The sequence below is a fragment of the Pseudomonas sp. genome, assembly GCF_046581935.1.
In the GTDB taxonomy this organism is placed as follows: Bacteria; Pseudomonadota; Gammaproteobacteria; order Pseudomonadales; family Pseudomonadaceae; genus Aquipseudomonas.
Window position 1 is genome coordinate 260197 of the sequence record NZ_JAYGFK010000001.1, and the last position, 21389, is coordinate 281585.

Sequence of the window (21389 nt, forward strand, 5' to 3'; positions counted from 1 at the left end):
GCTTGGCGGGCCGGTGCTGCAAGGCGTGGTGGGGGTTAGGTGGCGGCTTTCAGGGCCGCGCACAAAGGGGAATTGAATTGCTCAGGACTTGGGCTCAGCGGCCGGATCCACAGGTTTGTTGGATGGGGCCGCTCGGCGTGGAGACGGGTGCCAGCTCAGCAGCAGGTGCGCGGCAATGCCGAACAACAAACCCCAGAAGGCGGCGGACAGACCGAGAAAACTCATGCCCGAAGCGCTGACCAGAAAGGTGATCAGCGCCGCCTCGCGGTCAGCCGGCTGCCCCATGGCATTGGCCAGCGCACTACCTATTGCACCGAACAACGCTAGGCCCGCCAGGGAGGCAATCAGCGCCTGAGGGAAGGCGGCGAACAGCGACACCAGAGTCGCGCCGAACAGACCGAACAGCAGGTAAACCACGCCACCGACCACCGCCGAGACATAGCGCTTGCGCGGGTCTTCATGCGCCTCGCGGCTGGTGCAGATGGCTGCAGTGATCGCTGCCAGATTCAGCCCATGGCAAGCAAACGGTGCCAAAAAAAGGCTGCCCAGGGCGCTGGCGCTGATGATAGGACTTGCTGGCGTCTGATAGCCGGCGGCACGCAGCACCGCCATGCCCGGCACGAACTGCCCGGTAAGCGCCACCAGCACCAGCGGCAAAGCGATATTGAGGGTCGCCGCCAGGCTGAACTCGGGGCTGATCCATTGCGGCATGGCCAGTTCGAACACCAGCGCATCCTGACGTAGTTGGCCGCTGGCCAGGGTAATCAGGGTACCGACCAGCAGCACCACCATCACGGCATAACGCGGAGCCAGGCGTTTGACCAGCAGGTAGGTGGCGAACATCGCCAGCACCAGGGTCGGCTGCTCATCAATCGACAGAAACAGTTGGGCACCGAAGCTGAACAGGATTCCGGCGAGCATAGCCGCAGCAATAGCACCGGGCACCTTGCCGATAATGCGGTCAAAGGTGCCGGACAGGCCCACCAGCAGAATGATCAGGTTGGCCACGATATAGGCACCGACCGCCTCGTTCAGGCTGATCTGCGGCAACAGCGACACCAGCAGTGCCGAGCCTGGTGCCGACCAGGCGATCACGATGGGCACCCGGTAACGCAGACTCAGACCGATGCCGAGCACGGCGCTGCCAATGGAAATGGCCCACACCCAGGATGCCACCAGGGCATGGGATAGACCGGCGCTTTCGGCGGCCTGAAAGATGATCACCAGCGGTCCCGCGTAAGAGATGACGGTGGCGATAAAACCGGCCACCAGAGCGGATAGGCTGAAGTCTTTGCACAAGGCTTTCATGATCCCTCGCAAGGTCTAGCTGGCGTTCCTTGGGAAACGCTCTTGTTGTTCGATGTGCGGCCTCACCCCAATCGTCTCCCGCGAACAGAAGACGATTGGCAGAGCAAAACTTGGACTGCTTAAGCACCCTGCAAAGCCCGCGGACGGCCGCTGCGCTGCTCGGCCGCGGGAGCCGGGGCCTGCTGCAGCTGGAAGTTGAATTGCAGCGTGGCGAAGCGACTGCCCTCGACACCGCGATCACGGGCCGCAGCGGCATCCTCGATAAACTGGATATCGCCAACCAGGCCATCACGGGTGGCATAGGCGAAATCGTCCCACAGGTACTGCTCGCCATCCAGGTTGATCTGGGTGGTCAGGTGCCGATGGCCCGGCGCAGAGATAAAGAAGTGGATATGCGCCGGACGCTGACCGTGGCGGCCGAGCAGGTTTAGGCACTCCTGGGTCGGGCCGTCAGGCGAGCAGCCGTAGCCACTCGGCACGATGCTGCGCGCGCGATAGCGGCCCTCGCTGTCGGTGACGATACGGCGGCGCAGGTTGTAGGCGCTCTGGCTCTGGTCAAAGTAGGAATAGTTGCCCTGGGTATTTGCATGCCACAGGTCGACGACCGCGCCAGCAACCGGCTGACCGTCGGTGTCACGCACCACGCCTTCGAGGAACATCACGGTGGCCTGGTCCAGTTCAGTGCCATCATCCATCCGCGCCTCGCCTTCGCAAACTGGTGCACCGGCCACGTAGAGCGGGCCTTCGATGGTACGCGGGGTGCCGCCGCTGAGGCCAATCTGAGCATCCTTGGCATCCTGCAAGATGTCGAGGAAGTGCTCCAGGCCCAGGCCCGGCACCAACAGGCCGGCTTCGTTGCGCCCGCCCAGGCGGTTGAGGTAATCCACCGCGTGCCAGAACTCGTCGTCGGTGATTTCCAGGTCTTCGATGAGCTTGGCCGCGTCATTGATAAGGCGCAGCATGATCTGCTTGACCCGTGGGCTGCCCTGGTCGTTGTTAAGGCCGGCAGCTTCGTTGAACAGATTCTGGATTTCGCTAGTGTGGCTAACTTTAACGGTCATGGTGGTGTCCTCGATTTTTGTTCTAGGGTTAATCAACGGTCGTCGTCACGGATCGACGAGGGATGGCGGCAGACGCCGTCAATTTCGATATCCATGTAGGGGAACAGCGGCAGCTGCAGCAGGGTGTCGTGCAGGGCCTCGACGCTGACCACATCGAACACGCTGTAGTTGGCGTAGTGCCCGGCGATGCGCCACAGGTGGCGCCACTTGCCTTCGCGCATCAGCCCCTGGGCCAGTTCCTTCTCGTCGGCCTTGAGCTGGGCAGCTTGCGCTGGGGGCATGTCGGCCGGCAGTTTTACGGTCATTTTTACGTGGAACAGCATGCTGGTTACCTCTTTGGTCACTTGCGGGCGAAGAACGCCAGGCGCTCTTCGTCTAGGGTCAGGCCGAGGCCAGGGGTACGCGGCACCTGCAGGGCAAAGTCGCGGTAAACCGGAGCCTCGCTGACGATTTCCTCGGTCAGCAGCAGCGGGCCGAACAACTCGGTGCCCCAGGTCAGCTGGCGCAGGGTGACGAAGGCATGAGCCGAGGCCAGGGTGCCTATCGCGCCTTCGAGCATGGTGCCGCCGTACAGCGCGATACCCGCCGCTTCGGCAATTGCCGCCGTACGTAGCACGGCCCGTAGGCCACCGTTCTTGGCGATCTTCAGGGCGAAGATGCTGGCTGCGCCGTCGGCCGCCAGGCTGAAGGCGTCTTCCACGCTTTCAATCGATTCGTCGGCCATGATCGGTGCCGGGCTGCGCTGATTGAGGCGCACTTGCCCTGCCCGGTTGATCCGCGCAATAGGCTGTTCGATCAGATCGATACCGTTGTCGCCCAGCACCTGGCAAGCGCGGATGGCCTGCGACTCGTCCCAGCCCTGGTTGACGTCCACACGCACACTGGCGCTGTCACCTAACGCCCGCTTGATGGCAATTACATGCTTGAGATCCTGCTCAACCGGGTTGGCACCGATCTTCAGTTTGAAGATGCGGTGGCGGCGCAGGCCGAGCATCTGCTCGGCTTCAGCGATATCGCGGGCGGTGTCGCCACTGGCCAGAGTCCAGGCCACTTCCAGGCTGTCACGCACGCGGCCGCCTAGCAGCTCGCTGACGGGAAGGCTGAGGCGCTTACCCTGGGCATCCAGCAGCGCGCTTTCCAGGCCGGACTTGGCGAAGGTGTTACCCTTGGCCGCCTTGTCCAGGCGCAGCATAGCGGCATTGATATTGGCCGCATCCTGACCGACCAGCAGCGGGCCGAGGTGGCTGTCGATGTTCTGCTTGATGCTCTCCGGGCTCTCGTTGCCATAGGCCAGGCCACCGATGGTGGTCGACTCACCGATGCCTTCGAAGCCGTCACTGCAACGCACGCGGATCACCACCAAGGTCTGCTTCTGCATGGTGTGCATCGCCAGCTTGTGCGGGCGGATGGTCGGCAGGTCGACGATGCTCGCTGCCACACTTTCAATCAGGATTTGGCTCATTTCAGGGTTCCCTGTTGCGATAAAAGGCGTCAGGCCTTGGCCACGTTCAGCGCCATGGGCGCGCTCTGCCGGCGCTTGGCGCTGATGGCAAACACGGTCATGGCGATGGCAGCAATGGCGCCGGGTACGGCGAAGACGAGGAAGTTCAATTGCAGCGGCAGGTTGATGCCCATCAGCGCGCCGCCCAGCAGCGGACCGACAATGGCGCCGTTACGGCCGATGCCCGAGGCCCAACCCAGACCAGTGGAACGGATCGACAAGCCGTAGAACTGCGCGGCACCGGCGTACAGCAGGATCTGCGTGCCGATGGTGGTGGCCCCGGCGATAAAGATCAGGCCATAAAGTATCGGCGTCGGGCTCTCAAAGCCGAGCAAGCTGATCGACACGGCGGCGGTAACAAAGAACGCCACCATCACCTTGTTCAAGTCGAAGCGGTCGCCCAGCCAGCCGCCAAGGATCGCCCCGGCCATGCCGCCAAAATTCAACGCCAGGAGGAACGATAGGCTCGAACCCAGACTGTAGCCGGCGTTAGCCATCAGTTTGGGTAGCCACGAGCCCAGCGCGTAGACCATCAGCAGGCAGCAGAAGAACGCCAACCACAGGCACAGGGTGCGTAGCCCGCGGCCATCACGGAACAGCTCGAACACCGCCACGCCCCGGCCTTTGCTATCACTCATCTGCAGTTGGTCGGCAGCGTCAAGCTGTAGGCCCGGCTGGATTTTCTGCAACACCGCACGGGCCTGCTCGTGGCGCCCCTGGCGCACCAAAAAACCCACCGACTCCGGCAGCTTCCAGATGATCAGCGGCAACAGCAGCAGCGGAATGGCGGCGGCGAAGAACATCGACTCCCAGCCGAAACGCGGCAGCATGTAGATACCCACGCCGGCAGCGAGCATGCCACCCACCGAATAACCGCTGAACATGATGGCCACCAGAGTGCTGCGCAGCCGCTTGGGGGCATATTCACTCATCAGCGCCACGGCGTTGGGCATCAGGCCGCCGCAACCGAGACCAGCGAGAAATCGGCAGATGCCGAATTCGGTGGGGTTGCTGGCGAAACCATTAATGATGGTGGCGCTGGAAAACAGCGCAAAGCAGATGGCGATGCCCTTCTTGCGGCCGATCTTGTCGGCCAGGGTGCCGAAAGCCAGGGCACCGAACATCATGCCGAACAGCGCGTAGCTGCCAAGCGCGCCAGCCTGCAGCGGGGTCAGGCCCCACTCCTGCATGATCGACGGCAGCACCACGCCGTAAATAAACAGGTCGTAGCCGTCGAAGATCAACAACAGCGCGCAGAGCGCCATGACCATCCAGTGAAAGCGGTTAAAGCGCGCGGTGTCGATGATTTGGTGGACGTCTATCTGTCGCATGGCATGGGTTCTCTCTGTTGTTTTTGTTATGAACTGCGGTGTTTGCGCTGGGTAGGATTGGGCGGGCCGCGCAGGTTGAGCACAGCGATACCCATCGACCGATATGATGGGTATCGCCTATGCCTCAACCCATCCTACGAACCCCGGTTATCCCTGGTCACCGCCACCCACTGGCAGGGTCACGCCGGTGATGTAGGAGGCTTCGTCGGAGGCGAGAAACAGGATCGCGCCGACCTGTTCGTCAATCGTGCCGTAGCGCTTCATCAGGCTGCTGTGCACGGTCTGATCGACAATCTGTTGATACCAGCGCTGCTCGTCCACGCTCGGTTCGGCGCTGTTACGTGGGATACGCCGTGGCGGCGCATCGGTACCGCCTGGGGCGGTGGCATTGACCCTAATGCCACGTTCGGCGGTCTCGAACGCCAGGCAGGCGGTGAGTGCATTCACCCCGCCCTTGGCCGCGCCGTAGGGCACGCGGTTGACCCCACGGGTGGCGATGGAGGAGACGTTGACGATGGCGCCACTGCCCTGCGCCAGCATTTGCGGCAGGGCGGCGTGGCAGCACCACAACGTTGGGAACAGCGAGCGGCGCACCTCGGCCTCGATCTGCTCGGTGGCGTAATGCTCGAACGGCTTGGCCCAGATGGTACCGCCAACGTTGTTGATCAGGATGTCTAGGCGGCCGAAGCGTTCGACCGCAGCCTGCATCACCCGCTGGCAATCGGCGGCTTGCTCCAGGTCGGCGGTCAGGCACAGCGCGCCTTTATGCTCAGCCAGCTCGAAGACCAACTCGGAGCGGTCCACCGCCAGCACCTGCGCGCCCTCCTCCAGCAGCCGCTCGGCGACGCGGCGGCCGATGCCTTGGGCGGCACCGGTGACCACGGCGACCTTGTCTTGAAAACGCTTGTTCATATTGCCGACCTCAATCCCTTAGCCCGGATGCAATCCTGGGCTGTTTGGCGGATTCCCCCGGATTTCATCCGGGCTAAGACTGTCACCCTTGCACCTAGGCGCTAGCAGCGAACTTCTCGTAGTAGAAATTGGCCGGGCTGATGCCCTGCTCGCGGATGTAGCCGCTGACCACCTCGACCATCGGCGGCGGGCCGCACAGGTAGATGTCCACTTCGCCGTCGTTGAGGTGCTTGGGTTCGATGTGCTGGGTGACGTAACCCTTGTGCGGATAGCTGCTATCCGGGTTGGCCACGCAGGCGCTGTAGGTAAAGTTGGGGATTCGCGCGGCCAGGGCCTCGAGCCGGTCCATTTCCACCAGATCAAAGTCGTTGGTCACCCCGTAGATCAGGTGCAGCGGATGCTGGCTACCCTCGGCGGCGATCTTCTCCAGCATCGCGGTAAAGGGTGCCAGGCCCGTACCGCCCGCCAGCAGCAGCAAGGGCCGCTTGATCTCGCGCAGATAGAAGCTACCCAGCGGGCCGGCCAGGCTTATGCTGTCGCCAGTTTTCGCCAGGTTGGTGAGGAAGCTGCTCATCAAGCCACCCGGCACGTTGCGGATCAGGAAGCTGACTTCGCCGTCCTTGGGCAGGCTGCTGAACGAGTAGGCACGGCTCTGTTCGCTGCCCGGCACCTTGAGGTTGACGTACTGGCCCGGCAGGAACGCCAGCTGATTAAGCGCCTCGCCCTTGATCGACAGCGCGATGGTGCTGTCGGACAGCTGGTGCACCGCGCTGATCGCCGCCTCGAAGCTGGCCTGCTGGGTCTTACACACCTCGCTGGACGCCGGTACGCGGACCACGCAATCACTCTCGGCGCGCATCTGGCAGGTCAGCACGTAGCCCTGCTCGGCTTCGGCCTCGCTCAAGGCGTCCTCAATGTACTCCTCACCAAGGTCGTACTGGCCGGCTTCGGCGAAACATTTGCAGGCACCGCAGGCGCCGTCGCGGCAATCCAACGGAATGTTGATGCCCTGGCGATAGGCCGCGTCGGCCACAGTTTCGCCGAGCTTGGCGTCAATAAAGCGGGTAACCCCGTCTTCGAAATTAAGGGCGATCTTGTGGCTCATGGCACACCTCGCGAAAGTAGTTCTGGCCGATAGCGGCGCGCAGAGGCCCTAGGCGGGAAGCCATGCCTCCCACCGGCTGCTCTGCAACGGATTCAGATGTGGTAGACGTCGATGATCTGCCGTACGTAGTCGTTCTTCAGCACGACCTTTTTGGCCTTGATCAGCGGGTTCTCGCCACGCGTATCGAGGGTGTAGAAGCTACTGCCGTAGAAGTGATCGACGGTCTTGTAGCGAAAGCTCAGGGTGTGCCAATTGAAGCGCACCTGGCACAGGCCGTCGGCCTGCTCGACGATCTCGATGTTGTTGATGTTGTGCGAGGTGCGGGTGTCCGGAATGGTCGCGCTGGAGCGCTCGGTACGGATGCGGAACACCCGGTCTTCCAGGCCGCTGCGGTTGCCGTACCAGATCAGCGAGATTTCCGTCTGTGGATTTTCCACCAGCTCGTCGCGGTCATCCCAGGCCGGCATCCAGAACTCTACGTCCGGGGCATACAGCTCCAGCCACTCGTCCCAATGCTTGTCGTCTAAGTAGCGCGCTTCGCGGTAGAGGAAGTCGCGCACGGCGTCATAGGAAAGGCTCATTTACGCGCCCTCCACATGGATCAGCTGGTCCTGCTGCTTGTGCAGCGCCTTGATCATCTGCTGTTGCCAGTAGTGGTGCTGCAATACGAACAGGCCTTCGTCCTCCGTGCGCACACCGCTCATCAGCGGATGCAGATCGATTTCCTGGGCCGATTCATCGGCACCGTCGACCCAGTGCTTGGCCCCTCGCGACATATCGTTCCATTCCATGGCGCGGCCGGCAAAGCCCTGCTGGCAGGCGCGGAATTCTTCCAGGTCATCGGGAGTGGCCATGCCGGAAACATTGAAGAAGTCTTCGTACTGGCGGATGCGCCGGGCACGGGCGGAGGCAGCCTCGCCTTTCGGCGCGATGCAGTAGATGGTCACTTCGGTCTTATCCACCGACAGCGGCCGGGCCACGCGCAGCTGCGAGCCGAACTGGTCCATCAGGTACAGATTGGGGTACAGGCACAGGTTGCGTGAATTGCCGATCATCCAGTCGGCACGCGCCTCGCCGAACTCGCCAGCCAAACGCTCGCGCTCGGCGAACAGCGGGCGGTCCTCAGGGTTGTCCCAACGGGTCCATAGCAGCAGGTGGCCGTTCTCGAAGGAGTAAAAACCACCGCCCTTCTTACCCCAGCCGCCTGCACTCATCGCGCGAATGTCGTCGCCCGCTTCTTTGAGTTTGCGCTGCTGCTGGGTGGCGGCGTAGTTCCAGTGCACGGCGGTGACATGGTAGCCGTCGGCACCGTTCTCGGCCTGCAACTTCCAATTGCCTTCGTAAACGTAGGTACTGGAACCGCGCAGCACTTCCAGACCCTCGGCGGACTGATCACAGATCATGTCGATGATCTTGCGCGACTCGCCGAGAAAATCTTCCAGTGGCACGACATCGTCGCTCAGGCTGCCAAACAGGAAGCCACGGTAGGACTCGAAACGGGCGATCTTCTTCAGGTCATGAGAGCCGTCGCAGTCGAAGCTATCCGGGTAGCCGGCTTCCTTGGGGTCCTTGACCTTGAGCAGCTTGCCGCTGTTGTTGAAGGTCCAACCATGGAACGGGCAGGTATAGGTGGCCTTGTTGCCGCTCTTGAAGCGGCAGAGCATGGCACCGCGATGGCTGCAGGCATTGATAAAGGCATTCAGTACACCGTCCTTGTTGCGCGCGATAAAAACCGGCTGACGCCCCATGTAGGTGGTGTAGTAGTCGTTGTTCTGCGGGATTTGGCTGTTGTGGGCCAGGTACAACCAGTTGCCTTCGAAGATCTGCTGCATCTCCAAATCAAACAGGCGCGGGTCGGTGAACATCTCCCGCTTGCAGCGGAAAATGCCCTGATCTTTATCTTCTTGCAGCAGGCCGTTCAGGTAGTCGAGTCCCAGGTTCATCGCCATGGCTCCGTTGTTATTGTTCAGGCCAGCCCAGATTAGGACCCTCCCCGCCACGGCAATATCCACTTTGTGCAGACCTCTATCCGCTTTGTGCATTGCCCCTTCTCACTGCAACAGCAGGCATTAACAAAGACGCTCAAACGAAACTGTTCATCAATTGAACAGCCCGCCGCCCAACTGTTCATAAACTGCACATTCCAGAGCATCAAAAGCTTGTATTTACGGAGTTGGCACAGCTCGTGCTGTTCGGCTTTCACAGCGAGTCAAACGCTGCATTCCAAAAAGCCCCGAATCACGAGGATGACCCATGAACGAGACGTCAACGCTGCTGCCCCCCGATCTCTGGAATGAACGCCTGTTCAGTGGCACCTGGGAAAAAGGCCCGCAGGCTACCAGCGCAGTGATCGAACCGGCCACCGGCAAGATCCTCGGTAAGGTGGCCCTAGCCAACGCCGAAACCGTCAACAGTGCCAGCCTGACCGCCCGTGGCGTACAGAACGACTGGTTCAACCGCCCTTACGACGAACGTGCAACGGTGCTGCGCCGAGCAGCACAAATCGCCGAGCAGCACTTCGACGAAATCGCCGACTGGATCGTTCGTGAAAGCGGTTCGACCCGCGCCAAGGCGGCCTTTGAAACCGGACTGACGATCAAAGCCTTGCACGAAAGCTCGGCGCTGCCATCGCGCAGTCAGGGCGAAGTATTACCCTCCACACCCGGCCGTTTGAGCCTCGCACGCCGACGTCCCTTGGGAGTGATTGGGGTGATTTCACCGTTCAACTTCCCGCTGTATCTGGCCATGCGAGCGGTCGCCCCGGCTCTGGCTGTCGGCAACAGCGTACTGCTCAAACCTGATCCGCGCACGGCGGTTTGTGGCGGTTTTGTCATCGCCCGTCTGTTCGAGCTGGCCGGCTTGCCCTGCGGCGCCTTGCATGTCCTTCCGGGTGCTAGTGAAGCCGGCGCGGCGTTGGTGGCCGAGCCGAACATCGCCATGATCCAATTCACCGGTTCGACCGGCGCCGGGCGCAAAGTCGGTGAAGCAGCTGGACGAAACCTGAAGAAGGTATCCCTGGAACTTGGCGGCAAGAACTCACTGATTGTGCTCGATGACGCCGACCTCGATATCGCCTTGGCCAACGCCACCTGGGGCGTGTATTTGCATCAGGGCCAAATCTGCATGTCCACCGGACGGTTGCTGGTACAGCGCGGAATTTATCAGCGCTTCCTCGACCGACTGGTCACCAAGGCCGCGAGCCTGACGGTCGGCGACCCGGCACAAGACGCAGTACACCTAGGCCCACTGATCAATGCCCAGCAGCGCGATCATGTGGCGCGTGTTGTACAGGCAGCGCAACAGGCCGGCGCCCGACTGGAAGTCGGCGGAGCCTATGACGGGCTGTTTTACCAGGCGACTGTCCTCAGCGATGTACAACCGGACAACCCGGCGTTCCATGAGGAAGTGTTCGGCCCAGTGGCCGTGGTGGTGCCGTTCGACACCGACGAAGACGCGATCCGCCTCGCCAATGACACCGAGTACGGGCTGTCGGCTGCAATCATTTCCAAAGACGTTGGCCGCGCTCTCAAGCTCGGCGAAAGCCTGCGCACCGGCCTGTTGCACATCAACGATCAGACCGTGAACGATGATGTGATCAACCCCTTTGGCGGCGTCGGCGCATCGGGCAATGGCACCAGTATCGGCGGTGCCGCGAACTGGGAAGAGTTCACACAATGGCAATGGCTTACCCTCAAAGGCGAAGCCCCTGCGTACCCCCTGTAAATACCGGAGAACAATAACAATGAGCACTACCATCTTTCGCGACATCAAAGCTGCCGTTACCCGCACCCAAGGGGCGCCGTTCGTCATCGAATCCGCACGCATTCGCGAGCCTCAGGGCGATGAAGTGCTGGTCCGCGTGGTTGCCACCGGCATGTGCCACACCGACATGATCGTCCGCGATCAGTACTATCCCGTACCGCTGCCTGCGGTACTCGGTCACGAAGGTTCCGGCGTGGTCGAAGCGGTGGGACCGTTGGTACGCGGCCTGGAAATCGGTGACCATGTCGTTCTCACCTACGGCTACTGCGGGCACTGCCTGCCTTGCGGTGGTGGCCACGCCGCCTATTGCCAGGAATTTTTCGCGCGCAACTTCAGCGGTACCGACCCCCATGGCCATTGCGCCCTGGAAGACGCCAACGGCGAACCGTTGCACGACCACTTCTTCGCCCAATCGTCGTTCGCGACGTTCGCCCTGAGTCGCGAGAACAATGCGGTCAAGGTTTCCAAGGCAGCCCCACTGGAACTGCTCGGCCCGTTGGGTTGCGGTATTCAGACCGGCGCCGGTGCGGTGATCAACTCGCTGAAAGTTACTCCGGGCAGCCGCTTCGCCGCTTTTGGTGCAGGCGCCGTAGGTCTATCGGCCGTACTGGCGGCCAAGGTGGCCGGCGCGACCACCATCATCGCCATCGACGTGGTGCCATCGCGCCTGGAGCTCGCCCTGGAACTCGGCGCGACGCATGCCATCAACAGCCGTGACACCGACGTCGTTGCGGCAGTCCGCGAAATTACCGGCGGTGGCGTCAATTTTGCTCTGGAGTCCACCGGGCGCCCGCAGGTACTGCGCCAGGCTGTAGATACGCTCGGCGGGCTCGGTGTGGTGGGCGTCGTCGGCGCGCCACCACTGGGCACCACTGCAGAATTCGACGTCAATGATCTGTTGCTCGGCGGCAAGAGCATCCGTGGCATTGTCGAAGGTGACAGCGTGCCGCAGCAGTTCATTCCACAGCTGGTAGACCTGTATCTGCAAGGGCGCTTCCCGTTCGACAAGCTGGTTAAGTTCTACCCCTTCGACCAAATCAATCAGGCCGCAGAAGACAGCGAAAAAGGCATCACTCTCAAACCGATATTGAAGATCGGCGGCTGATCAGACCCGGAGGGGCCAGCGCCCCTCCTTCCGCCCGCACAACGCCCATAACAAAAATCAAAGGATCTCTCTCATGCGACCTACTGTGCGCCTTCATGTCTTGCATTCGGCTGTTCTGCTGACCGGTTCACTGCTGTCCGCCAACGCCCTTGCCGTCGACGTCAACGCCGGCGACTACACCGCACTGCCCAGCGGCACCAATGTTGCCGCCTGGTATCAGCAATTCAGCCGCTCCGACCAGTTCAATCCGGACGGCGGCCAGAACAGCTCCCGAGCCACCAGCCTGAAATCCAACATCAGCATTCTGCGGTTGATCCACTTCACTGAAATCGCCGGCATAACCGTCGACCCGCAAATCCTGCTGCCCTTCGGGCATGTCTACAATGCCCGGATCGGCGGGCAGTCGCTGGGTAGCGCCAGCGGCCTGGCCGATCCTATTCTCGGAGCGACATTCTGGCTGATCAATCAGCCGGACAAGGGCGCCAGTGGGCGTTACTTCGGCGTCACGCCGCTGGTCTACCTGCCCATAGGCAGCTATGACCGACAGAACGCGCTGAACCTTGGCGAAAACCGCTACAAATTAGACCTGCAACTGGGCTGGGTCGAACCGCTGTGGGGCAAGGCCTCTATGGAGTTATATGGCGATGCGGTGCTCTATGGTGACAACGATGACGCCGGTTCCGGAAAGCAAACCCTCGAACAGGATCCGACCTACCAGTTGCAGGCCAACCTGCGCTACGACTTCAACACGCGCCAGCGCGTCGCCCTTGGTTACTCGGCGAGTACTGGGGGCAAACAGTTCCTCGACGGCAATTACCTCGGGCAAAAAACCTCGGTTCAACAGGTACGCCTCGAGGTTCAACAGATGGTTGCGCCCACCGTTCAGCTCAGCGCTCAACTGACCCACGACACACAAGTTGAAGGCGGCTTTCGCGAGGATCTGGGGGTCAACCTCCGAGCGTTGTTTCTGTACTGAGTGCACCTGTCGACTTGACGCTGTCGGACGTTTGAATTAACAAGCAAGGGCCGACTCGTGACTGCCCGGTCGGCCCTTGCTTGTTCAATAACAACAAAGGTGTCAACCGATGGATACCTATTTGCTGCCGGATTCCCAGCGTCTTGAAGGTGCTCGCCGCCGCCTGTGGGAGGGCGAATCGCTACCTGCCGATCTGCTGCCGCCTACGGTTGCCCGCTCATGGGAGCGCTCCCGGGATGCCGGGGTATGTCCATGGGAACCGCGTTTCGCCCATGGCAATATCCCGGTGTTCAGCCTCGACGCCGCCGACCGGCATTTGGCAGCCTGCGTCAAACCGGAGATCGAACGGCTCTGGCAAATTTTCGGCGGGCAGTCCTGGAGTCTGTTCTGCGTTAATGCCAGTGGTGTGATCGTCCACTCGCGCCACGCACCCACAGGCGGCCCTCTCGACGCTTTACACGTCGGCCGGCGCGTCCACGAATCGGACATCGGCACTACAGCGCCCAGCTGCACGCTGGTTGAAAACCAGCCCATTGTTTTGTGGGGCTGCCAGCATTATCTCAGTGAGTTCGAACAGTTTTTCTGTGTATCGGTGCCGATGTACGGCATTCAGGGTGAACTGGTCGGCGCACTGGACATCACTGGCATTGGCAATCGCAATGCCGGGGCCTTACTGGAGCAATTACAAACTGCCGCCATGGCCACCGAAAACCGCCTGTTTGCGAGCCTGGGCGGCCACCAGATTCTCAGCCTGCAACACGATCCGCGCATGATCGGCACCCCTCTGCAAGGCTTGCTGGCACTGGACGGTAACGGCCGCATCCATGCAGCAAACGTCACTGCCCGCCGCCTGCTCGGGCTACAGGCGCTACCCAGCGAAGGCCCTCAACACCATTGGGACTTCCTCTTCAAGCACGACCCCACAGCGGCTTCACTTCAGGCAGCGCCCGGCCTGGTCAAGCTCAACGACGGTTCCTGCCTGTATGTTCATGCGGTCTCGCCTGCTGCGCAAAAAACTGCCATGCAAGTGCAATACCGTAGGCCACACGCTTCCCCGCTGGGCGACGATCCCGCGCTGAATCAACAATTCGTAGCCGCCAACAAAGCCTTCAAGGCGGGTATACCGGTATTGCTGCTAGGCGAGACCGGTACGGGCAAGGAAGTCTTCGCCAGAGCCCTGCACGATCAGGGCAATGCCGAGGCGCCGTTTGTCGCGATCAACTGCTCGGCCATTCCGGAAAGCCTGATCGAGGCTGAATTGTTCGGTTATACCGACGGCACCTTCACCGGTGCTCGGCGTGGTGGGGCCAAAGGGCGTATCGAAGAAGCCAATGGCGGCACACTGCTGCTGGATGAGATCGGCGACATGCCCGCCGCCCTCCAAACGCGCCTGTTGCGAGTCCTCCAAGAACGCCAGATTACCCGCCTCGGCAGCTCGGACACTCTACCGCTGGAGATTCAGGTCATCAGCGCAACCCATTGCGATCTGGCGCAGAAAATCAACGAACGGAGTTTTCGCGAAGACCTTTATTACCGTCTCAACGGCATTCAGATTCGCTTGCCAGCCTTGTGCGAACGAGAGGATCTGCATTCCCTGATCGAGACCTTGTTGCGACGATTTGGTGGTGGACACCTGCATGCCGACAGCCTGACAATACTTCAGGCCCAGCGCTGGCCTGGCAATATCCGCCAACTGGAGCAGGTGTTGCGTCTGGGCGCCGCATTGGCGGGTGCAGGGGAAATAATTCATCCAGAACATCTGCCAGATTTTGGCACGCCCGGCGAGCCGCCCGCGGCATCACTCAAGGCCGCTGAACAACGCACCATTGAGCAGGCCCTGCACGTCAACCGAGGCAATATCTCGGCGACCGCTAACCAGTTGGGTATCTCGCGCACCACGCTATACAAGAAGATAAAAGGCACTCCCGGGAATTAACGCACTACAGCAGCCTGAGTTTGCGCCACAGCAAGCTCAGGCCTTCAATACCGCCGCTTAAGCGTATCCGACGGCAACTCGCCAAACGCTGTTGCGATAACTCTCGAAAAAACGCCCCAAATGCAGGAAACCGAAGTCCATCGCCAACTCGGTTGGCATTGTGCACATTGCAATTCGAATAACCCAGACACGCGCTCACCTGCTCGGGCGTTTTCTAACGGATTTAGTGTTTAGGGTGATCTTTGCGTTGCGCTCGAACAGGCGGAGCGAACGCAAACTCATCTGCGCTTGCAGGGCCAACTCTTCACCGAAGATATCCTGCTTGAGGTTACGCTCGATATAGTCGGCACTCAGCTCGAACGTTACCGATGTCCCGCCCAGTTCAGCGCGGCGTAAATTGGTTTTCATCAGGCTGAGAATTTTGCTGACGAGGATCTTTGCGTAGTGCTCCTGCACCAGCTGCATGCACTCGGCAGCCTCAGCCTCGCGGCAGACCATATTCAGCAAACCGACAAACCCCTCCAACTTATCGAGCGGTGTTCCGCACGATAAAGATCGACTGGTGGCCCGTGGTCGTGGTGAAGAAGTCGTTCTTCTAGGGAATCTGGCTTTCGTGAACAAGGTACAGCCAGTTGCCCTCGAAGATCTGCTGCCCCCCAGATCGAACAGGCATGAATCGGTGAACATCTCAAGCTTGCAGCGGAAGATGCCCTTATCCTTGTCTTATTCAAGCCAACGTTCGATTGCGGCGGGCAAGCTTTGCGTTGTCCACCCTACCTCGCCAGAGTCGTGTAATCAGGTTCGCGGCGACGCAAGGTTTCGGAGGGTAATTCGCCAAAGGCGCTTTTGTAGCTTTCGGAGAAGCGTCCGAGGTGGAGGAAGCCGTAATCCAGCGCCACCTCAGTGATATTGCGTACCCGTGAGGCCGGGTCACTCAAGCGGCAATGAATTTGCTCCAGTTTTTTCTGGCGGATAAAGCTCTTGGGCGTAATGCCAGTGTGCCGCTCGAACAGTGCATAGAGTGAGCGTGGGCTGCAGTGCGCCAGCTGCGCCAGTTGCTCGACGTTGATGTCCTGTTTCAGGTTGTCCTCGATAAACTGCAGAATCCGCTCGAAACTGGCAGCGCCCTGCTCCGGCACCATTCGACTGACATTGTTATCCAGCAGGGTCAGCAATTTGGTGGCGATAATCCGGGTGTACTGCTCCTGCACCTGCTGCACCGTCTGCGAACTCTCGGCCTCGCTGCACACCAGCTGCAGCAAGCCGGTAAATCCCTCCAGCTGCTGCAAGCTATGCCGCGAATTGAAGCGTACGCCTTCGTCCGGACGCTGCCACTGACTGTCGCGGCAGGTTTTGTCGAGTAGGGTCGACGGCAGCTTGACGATGAATTTCTCGCAGTCATCGGAATAGGTCAGGTCGACAGGGTCATCCGGGTTGATCAACAGCAACTCACCCGGACTGAAATAGTGTTCCTCGCCATGCCCGCGCCACAGACAATGACCGCGCAGCAGCACTTGCAAATGATAGATGGTTTCCAGCGCCGGCGAGGTAACCCTCACGCTGCCGCCATAGCTGATACGGCACAGATCCAGACTGGCGAACTTGCGGTGATTGAGCGAGGCCTCAGGGTGGCTGATGGTCGGCAGACGGATATCGTGGCAGCCGACGTGTTCGTTGACATAGCTAGAAACCGCGTAGGGGTCGGCACGGTCAAACACGCAACTCGCTGCGCTGAGCAGGCAATTGTCCATCAACTAGGCACTCAATTTTTTGTTATGTCACTGCGCACGGTTTCGGCGCAGTTATTTATCAGGCTATGGCTGATTCTATGCGAGCCAGAGCGGTCGCCAGCAGCGGCCGGATAAGCGGTCGCAAGAGGCGTCAGGCAACACCTACAAGCAGCCGACAGTACCCGGAGCAGGGCCTGTGACTCAATCCAACCCACAGCCAAGTGTGCGATTAACGCACACTGCTTGCACCACGTCCTCAGAGCCTGTTTACGATCTTTTGAGCTAGAGCCCAACTTCAACGCAGCATGGCCGACGATAAAAAGATCGTCGGCAGGCTCTCAGTGAAACAGCCGTGTGCTCAGCTCCCGACTAGCTTCCAGCAACACCGGCAAGTAGCGCGTTTCTAGCTCCTGGCGCGAGATGCGACTGACGTGGGTACCCACGTTGAGCGCGGCCAGCACCTGCCCGGCGGAGTCCTTGAGCGGCACGGCGACCGAGCGCAGGCCGATCTCCAGCTCCTGGTCGATGATCACCCAGCCCTGCTGGCGTATTTCTTCGATATTGCCGCGCAGGGCTTCACCGGTGTGCAAGGTGCGGCTGGTCTTTACCTGCAGGTCGGCATGCTCCAGGTAGTCGTCCAGGGCCAGGTCATCGAGGCCGGCCAGCAGGATGCGGCCCATGGAGGTGCAGTAAGCCGGCAGCCGGCTACCGACGCTGAGGTCGACCGAGATCAGTCGCTGCGGGGTAGCGGAGCGAGCGATGTAGAGAATCTCGTCGCCCTCCAGGGTGGCCATGGAACAAGCCTCGTGCAGTTGCTCGCTGATACGGTCAAGAATCGGCTGGGCGGTAACCGCCAATGGCGTCGATGAGAGGTAGGCATGGCCCAGGGTCAGCACCTTGGGCAACAGCGAATAGGTGCGCCCGTCGGTGGTGGCATAACCCAGCTTGATCAGAGTGTGCAAACAACGGCGCACGGCGGCGCGAGGTATCTCGGTGCGGTGGCTGATCTGGGCGATGGTCAGGTGGCGCTTACGCTCCTGAAATGCATGGACTACCGCCAGGCCTCGGGCCAGGGAGGTCATAAAATTGGGGTCGCCGGTCAATGCGTCAATACGCTTGGCCGGTGAAGCAACGATGGGTGGTGCCAGGGTCGAGAGTGGCAGGCGGGAGTCTTCACTCATTGTTATTGTCCTGTGCAGTGAGCCCAAACTTTGCGCGATTATCGAACCCTGGTTCGATAATCGCAATTTCTCTTTACTAACCTCAAACGCCAAGTACTGCCGCAATCAGTCAGCCTAGTGGGCACCTAGCAGGCCGATAAAGCTGCTAATCGTCAGAAACGACAGCACCGTAGCGCCCAGCAACGCCGCCGCACAGCGCCCGGCTTGACCGAAGCGTTGGCCGATAATCGGGTAGATGCTCATCATCGGCGAACAGGCAAACAACACCCCGGCCATACGCAATACCGGGTCCTGCACGGGGATCAAGGTAAACATCAGCAGTACCGCCAGCGGGTGCAGAATCAGCTTGCCAAAACTAACCTGCAGCACATCACCAACCATGCCACCAGCCTTGAGCCCGACCAGACTGGCCCCGATCACAAACAGCGCTATCGGTGCTGTGGCCTGCGCCAGCATGTCGACGACCCTCAGCGGTACTGCCGGCAGGCGCACATCCAGCAACGCCAGCAGTAGGCCGAGACTGAGCGCGATGATGATCGGATTACTCGCCAGACGCTTGAGAGTGCCGAACAATACCGCCCTCAGCCCGCCCCCTTGCTGTACACCGGCCTCGGCCAGCATCAGCCCCAGAGGTAGCATCAGCAGATTTTCCACCAGAATACCCAGCGCCAGACCCACGGCAGCTTTTTCACCGACGACCATGGCAACTATCGGATAACCAATAAAACCGCTGTTGGATATCGACATGCCCATGGCCGTGATGGCGCTGCCGCTGGTGCTTTCGCGGCGCAGCAGGCGCGCGAAGAGAAAGCCCAACACGAACACCGCCAGCGAGCCCAAGCCATAGGCCAGCAGGTAATTACGGTCAAACACCTCGTGCAGCGGACGCTCAAGCAGCGCTTTCATTACGAGGGCCGGCAAGGCCAGAGTGACCACGAAGCGGCCCATGCCGGTAACCTGTTCGGGGCTGACCAAGGCATTGCGCGCGGCCAGGTAGCCAATACTGATCAGGATAAAGATGGGCGCGGTGATGCTGAGAATCTGCAACATCAGATGCCCTCAGTTAATGCTGGCGACAGTCAGCGGCACCGCCTGCAACTGTTGCAAGCGGCTATGGGTGCGCGCGAAATCATCATGCAGGCCGCGCGGAAACAGTTCATCCAGACTGCCGGCACAGCCGAGCAGCAGCTGGACGCCACTGTCGTACGCAATGTCGATGAAGTTCAAAAAACGCTGTTGCACATCAATGCCCTCACCGGCCAGACATGGCACACCGCCAATGGCCAGCTCACGAAATTCGCCACACAACCACAGATAATCGGCGCTGGAGCGTGGGCTACGAAACAACTCGGAAAAGTCCAGCCAGGCCCGCGAGCCTTCATAGCCGCGTAGATGCAGCGCTCGCTGATTGACCAGCAGACTCGAATCACACTTAGCCGCACGGCTCAAACCCAACTCAGCACCCAACCAGTCCGCTTGCTCCTGCAGCGGCCAGCATAGGCTACCCCAGGCACGCGCCGAACGCTGCCGGTAGTCACTGCCGCCGTCCAGCGGCAACACATCAAAACGCTGCTCCAGTAGCGCAATGCTTGGCTGAAATCGCGCGCGGTACAACTGATGGGCACACAATCCGGCTGGCGGGTAATTGGAGGTACACACCACTCCTACGCCCGCCGCCACTAACACGTTGAGCACGCGGCCGAGGAGCATGGCATCGCCGATGTCGTGCACATGGAATTCGTCGAAACATAACAAACGCGTTTGCCTGGCGATTTCGTCGGCAGCCTTGATCAACGGATCGGCCTGGCCGGCGTAGGCGCCCATACGCTGCTGCAACTCCCGCAGAAAGGCATGAAAATGTACACGGCGCTTCTGTGCCACTGGCGCGGCGGCGAAGAACGCATCGAGCACAAAGCTTTTCCCGCGCCCTACGCCACCATGCAGGTAAACCCCAGCACTACGGCGGCGCAGCCAGCGCCTACGCGGCTGCAAAAACGCAGAAAGCCATTGACCGAGATGGTCAATGGCTGCCTGTTGTGCGCTATCTGCCCGGTAACCATGGGCCGCTAGCAAGGCATCGAAGTGGCGGCGAATCAGTTGATCCGCCGCCGGCCCACTAGAAGTCAAAGAACACCGTCTCACCGTCACCCTGGATGCGCATGTCAAAGCGATAGGCCGGTTTGCCGTCCACCTCACAGGGATGGGCCAGCAAAGTCTCGCGGCGTTGCGGCTGTTCGATCAAGTTGAGCACCGGATCCTTGGCATTGGCCTCCGCCTCATCAGCAAAATACAGGCGGGTTTGCAGATGGATATTGATGCCGCGAGCAAACAGCGAAACGTTGATATGCGGTGCCATCAGCACGCCGGCAGCGTTATTGACCACGCCCGGCTTAATCGTCTGCAGCGTCCACCCACCGGCGTCAAAGGTGGTGGCGGTACGACCGAAACTGTTGAACGGTTTTTCCAGATCAAAAGCGCTGTCATAACGGCCCTGGTGATCGGCTTGCCAAAACTCCAGGAAGGAATCACGTACCAGGTGGCCATTACCGTCGTAGACATTGCCAACCAGGATGATGTGCTCGCCCGGTGCACCCGGTTTGGCCATCTGATTCCAGATTTCCTGTGGGCGGCTCGGGTTACCGGCGGCCTCCAGGGCCAAGCCGATGTGCACGTAGGGGCCGGCGGTTTGCGAAGGGGTTTCCGGCAGCAGTTGGATAGGCATAGTCGGTTCCTCCTTAGCGGTTTTCGAAATGGGTTTGACGTTGCCCGCGCAACACGATGTCGAAGCGATAAGCCAGGCAATCCATCGGATTAGCCGCGCTCATGTCGAGCTTGGCGATCAGGCTCTGTACCGCTTCTGGGTTGGCGATTGATTTGACGATCGGGCACATCGGGATCAGCGGGTCACCCTCGAAATACAGCTGGGTGATCAGCCGCGTGGAAATCGACGGACCACTGATGGAAAAGTGGATATGCGCTGGCCGCCAATCATTCGGGCCATTGCGCCATGGGTACGGACCGGGCTTGATCGTGCGGAAGCTGTAATAGCCCTGGCTGTCAGTCAGCGCACGGCCGACGCCGCCAAAGTTGGGATCGAGTGGTGCCAGGTAGCGGTCGTTCTTGTGCCGATAGCGACCACCGGCGTTGGCCTGCCACATTTCTACCAGCGTATGCGGGATCGGCTTGCCGTACTGGTCGATGACCCGTCCAGCAACGATGATGCGCTCCCCCACCGGCAGGCTACCGGTGTTGAAGTTGAGCAGCAGATCGTTGTCATGCTGGCCCATCTGCAAGTGGGAAAAATCCGGACCGCTGGTTTCCGAGACCGACTGCGGAATGCTCACCAGCGCCTGGCGCGGGGAACGGGCAATCGAAGTTTTGTAGTCAGGGGTAAAGGCCTTGGGGTGCCAGTTACGGTCACGAATGACAAAGCGACTGTTCTGCGCATCAAGCATATCGATCTCCTCTTATTGGAATGGCT

General features: G+C 60.5%; 19 protein-coding genes and 2 pseudogenes. 4 read left to right on the top strand and 17 right to left on the bottom strand.

Going from position 1 to position 21389, the window contains the following annotated elements:
* Nucleotides 1-81: 81 nt before the first annotated feature.
* The 9 genes from VCA57_RS01145 to benA all read right to left on the bottom strand — a co-directional run bounded on the left by VCA57_RS01145 (nt 82) and on the right by benA (nt 9161).
* Nucleotides 82-1308, bottom strand: a complete 1227-nt coding sequence (locus VCA57_RS01145) for a benzoate/H(+) symporter BenE family transporter (RefSeq protein WP_411183116.1) — start codon at nt 1306-1308, stop codon at nt 82-84.
* A 119-nt stretch (nt 1309-1427) separates the two neighbouring features.
* Complete coding sequence (gene catA, locus VCA57_RS01150; RefSeq protein WP_411183117.1) at nt 1428-2369, bottom strand: catechol 1,2-dioxygenase; 942 nt, start codon at nt 2367-2369, stop codon at nt 1428-1430.
* A gap of 32 nt (nt 2370-2401) precedes the next feature.
* Nucleotides 2402-2692: a muconolactone Delta-isomerase gene (gene catC / locus VCA57_RS01155; RefSeq protein WP_411183118.1), complete on the bottom strand. Its 291-nt coding sequence runs from the start codon at nt 2690-2692 to the stop codon at nt 2402-2404.
* Nucleotides 2693-2709: 17 nt separating this feature from the next.
* Nucleotides 2710-3831: a muconate cycloisomerase family protein gene (locus tag VCA57_RS01160; RefSeq protein WP_411183119.1), complete on the bottom strand. Its 1122-nt coding sequence runs from the start codon at nt 3829-3831 to the stop codon at nt 2710-2712.
* A 29-nt stretch (nt 3832-3860) separates the two neighbouring features.
* On the bottom strand, nt 3861-5201 hold the full coding sequence (locus tag VCA57_RS01165; RefSeq protein WP_411183120.1) for an MFS transporter: 1341 nt from the start codon (nt 5199-5201) through the stop codon (nt 3861-3863).
* A gap of 147 nt (nt 5202-5348) precedes the next feature.
* Nucleotides 5349-6113 (bottom strand): 1,6-dihydroxycyclohexa-2,4-diene-1-carboxylate dehydrogenase, encoded by a 765-nt coding sequence (locus VCA57_RS01170; protein ID WP_411183121.1) that lies wholly within the window; start codon nt 6111-6113, stop codon nt 5349-5351.
* A 94-nt stretch (nt 6114-6207) separates the two neighbouring features.
* Entirely contained in the window at nt 6208-7218 is a 1011-nt protein-coding gene (gene benC, locus VCA57_RS01175; protein ID WP_411183122.1) for a benzoate 1,2-dioxygenase electron transfer component BenC, read from the bottom strand.
* A gap of 92 nt (nt 7219-7310) precedes the next feature.
* On the bottom strand, nt 7311-7799 hold the full coding sequence (gene benB, locus VCA57_RS01180; RefSeq protein ID WP_411183123.1) for a benzoate 1,2-dioxygenase small subunit: 489 nt from the start codon (nt 7797-7799) through the stop codon (nt 7311-7313).
* Nucleotides 7800-9161: a benzoate 1,2-dioxygenase large subunit gene (gene benA / locus VCA57_RS01185; RefSeq protein WP_411183124.1), complete on the bottom strand. Its 1362-nt coding sequence runs from the start codon at nt 9159-9161 to the stop codon at nt 7800-7802. It abuts the gene before it with no gap.
* A 310-nt stretch (nt 9162-9471) separates the two neighbouring features.
* Between benA and VCA57_RS01190 the strand changes: the two genes are divergently transcribed.
* The 4 genes from VCA57_RS01190 (at nt 9472) to VCA57_RS01205 (ending at nt 14997) form a co-directional block, all read left to right on the top strand.
* Nucleotides 9472-10941 carry a benzaldehyde dehydrogenase gene (locus VCA57_RS01190; RefSeq protein WP_411183125.1) on the top strand — a complete coding sequence of 490 codons (1470 nt, stop codon included), beginning with the start codon at nt 9472-9474 and terminating at the stop codon, nt 10939-10941.
* Between the two features lie 19 nt (nt 10942-10960).
* On the top strand, nt 10961-12085 hold the full coding sequence (locus VCA57_RS01195) for an NAD(P)-dependent alcohol dehydrogenase (RefSeq protein WP_411183126.1): 1125 nt from the start codon (nt 10961-10963) through the stop codon (nt 12083-12085).
* Nucleotides 12086-12158: 73 nt separating this feature from the next.
* Nucleotides 12159-13061 carry a transporter gene (locus VCA57_RS01200; protein WP_411183127.1) on the top strand — a complete coding sequence of 301 codons (903 nt, stop codon included), beginning with the start codon at nt 12159-12161 and terminating at the stop codon, nt 13059-13061.
* A gap of 109 nt (nt 13062-13170) precedes the next feature.
* A complete protein-coding gene (locus VCA57_RS01205) occupies nt 13171-14997 on the top strand; it encodes a sigma-54-dependent Fis family transcriptional regulator (RefSeq protein WP_411183128.1) in 1827 nt (608 codons plus the stop codon).
* 44 nt (nt 14998-15041) lie between these two features.
* Here the strand turns inward: VCA57_RS01205 and VCA57_RS01210 are convergent.
* The 8 genes and pseudogenes from VCA57_RS01210 to pcaH all read right to left on the bottom strand — a co-directional run.
* A pseudogene (locus VCA57_RS01210) lies at nt 15042-15531 on the bottom strand (AraC family transcriptional regulator); the annotation flags it as partial.
* 64 nt (nt 15532-15595) lie between these two features.
* Nucleotides 15596-15705, bottom strand: a pseudogene (locus VCA57_RS01215) (hypothetical protein); the annotation flags it as partial.
* A 65-nt stretch (nt 15706-15770) separates the two neighbouring features.
* Nucleotides 15771-16748, bottom strand: a complete 978-nt coding sequence (locus VCA57_RS01220) for an AraC family transcriptional regulator (RefSeq protein ID WP_411183129.1) — start codon at nt 16746-16748, stop codon at nt 15771-15773.
* Nucleotides 16749-17065: 317 nt separating this feature from the next.
* Nucleotides 17066-17908, bottom strand: coding sequence for an IclR family transcriptional regulator C-terminal domain-containing protein (locus tag VCA57_RS01225; protein WP_411183130.1), 843 nt, complete (start codon nt 17906-17908; stop codon nt 17066-17068).
* Nucleotides 17909-18022: 114 nt separating this feature from the next.
* A complete protein-coding gene (locus VCA57_RS01230; RefSeq protein WP_411183131.1) occupies nt 18023-18958 on the bottom strand; it encodes an AEC family transporter in 936 nt (311 codons plus the stop codon).
* 9 nt (nt 18959-18967) lie between these two features.
* A complete protein-coding gene (zapE, locus tag VCA57_RS01235; protein WP_411183132.1) occupies nt 18968-20035 on the bottom strand; it encodes a cell division protein ZapE in 1068 nt (355 codons plus the stop codon).
* Complete coding sequence (gene pcaG / locus VCA57_RS01240; RefSeq protein WP_411183133.1) at nt 20025-20630, bottom strand: protocatechuate 3,4-dioxygenase subunit alpha; 606 nt, start codon at nt 20628-20630, stop codon at nt 20025-20027. Before pcaG ends, zapE begins: the two co-directional genes overlap by 11 nt.
* A 13-nt stretch (nt 20631-20643) precedes the next feature.
* Nucleotides 20644-21363, bottom strand: coding sequence for a protocatechuate 3,4-dioxygenase subunit beta (gene pcaH, locus VCA57_RS01245; protein WP_411183134.1), 720 nt, complete (start codon nt 21361-21363; stop codon nt 20644-20646).
* Between the last annotated feature and the right edge of the window lie 26 nt (nt 21364-21389).

Coding starts and splice junctions, on each gene's coding strand:
- VCA57_RS01220 (WP_411183129.1), bottom strand. CDS start 16,748: ATGGACAATTGCCTGCTCAGCGCAGCGAGTTGCGTGTTTGACCGTGCC.
- VCA57_RS01205 (WP_411183128.1), top strand. CDS start 13,171: ATGGATACCTATTTGCTGCCGGATTCCCAGCGTCTTGAAGGTGCTCGC.
- pcaH (WP_411183134.1), bottom strand. CDS start 21,363: ATGCTTGATGCGCAGAACAGTCGCTTTGTCATTCGTGACCGTAACTGG.
- VCA57_RS01145 (WP_411183116.1), bottom strand. CDS start 1,308: ATGAAAGCCTTGTGCAAAGACTTCAGCCTATCCGCTCTGGTGGCCGGT.
- VCA57_RS01170 (WP_411183121.1), bottom strand. CDS start 6,113: ATGAACAAGCGTTTTCAAGACAAGGTCGCCGTGGTCACCGGTGCCGCC.
- catC (WP_411183118.1), bottom strand. CDS start 2,692: ATGCTGTTCCACGTAAAAATGACCGTAAAACTGCCGGCCGACATGCCC.
- pcaG (WP_411183133.1), bottom strand. CDS start 20,630: ATGCCTATCCAACTGCTGCCGGAAACCCCTTCGCAAACCGCCGGCCCC.
- VCA57_RS01190 (WP_411183125.1), top strand. CDS start 9,472: ATGAACGAGACGTCAACGCTGCTGCCCCCCGATCTCTGGAATGAACGC.
- VCA57_RS01225 (WP_411183130.1), bottom strand. CDS start 17,908: ATGAGTGAAGACTCCCGCCTGCCACTCTCGACCCTGGCACCACCCATC.
- VCA57_RS01200 (WP_411183127.1), top strand. CDS start 12,159: ATGCGACCTACTGTGCGCCTTCATGTCTTGCATTCGGCTGTTCTGCTG.
- catA (WP_411183117.1), bottom strand. CDS start 2,369: ATGACCGTTAAAGTTAGCCACACTAGCGAAATCCAGAATCTGTTCAAC.
- VCA57_RS01230 (WP_411183131.1), bottom strand. CDS start 18,958: ATGTTGCAGATTCTCAGCATCACCGCGCCCATCTTTATCCTGATCAGT.
- VCA57_RS01195 (WP_411183126.1), top strand. CDS start 10,961: ATGAGCACTACCATCTTTCGCGACATCAAAGCTGCCGTTACCCGCACC.
- benC (WP_411183122.1), bottom strand. CDS start 7,218: ATGAGCCACAAGATCGCCCTTAATTTCGAAGACGGGGTTACCCGCTTT.
- benB (WP_411183123.1), bottom strand. CDS start 7,799: ATGAGCCTTTCCTATGACGCCGTGCGCGACTTCCTCTACCGCGAAGCG.
- VCA57_RS01165 (WP_411183120.1), bottom strand. CDS start 5,201: ATGCGACAGATAGACGTCCACCAAATCATCGACACCGCGCGCTTTAAC.
- VCA57_RS01160 (WP_411183119.1), bottom strand. CDS start 3,831: ATGAGCCAAATCCTGATTGAAAGTGTGGCAGCGAGCATCGTCGACCTG.
- benA (WP_411183124.1), bottom strand. CDS start 9,161: ATGAACCTGGGACTCGACTACCTGAACGGCCTGCTGCAAGAAGATAAA.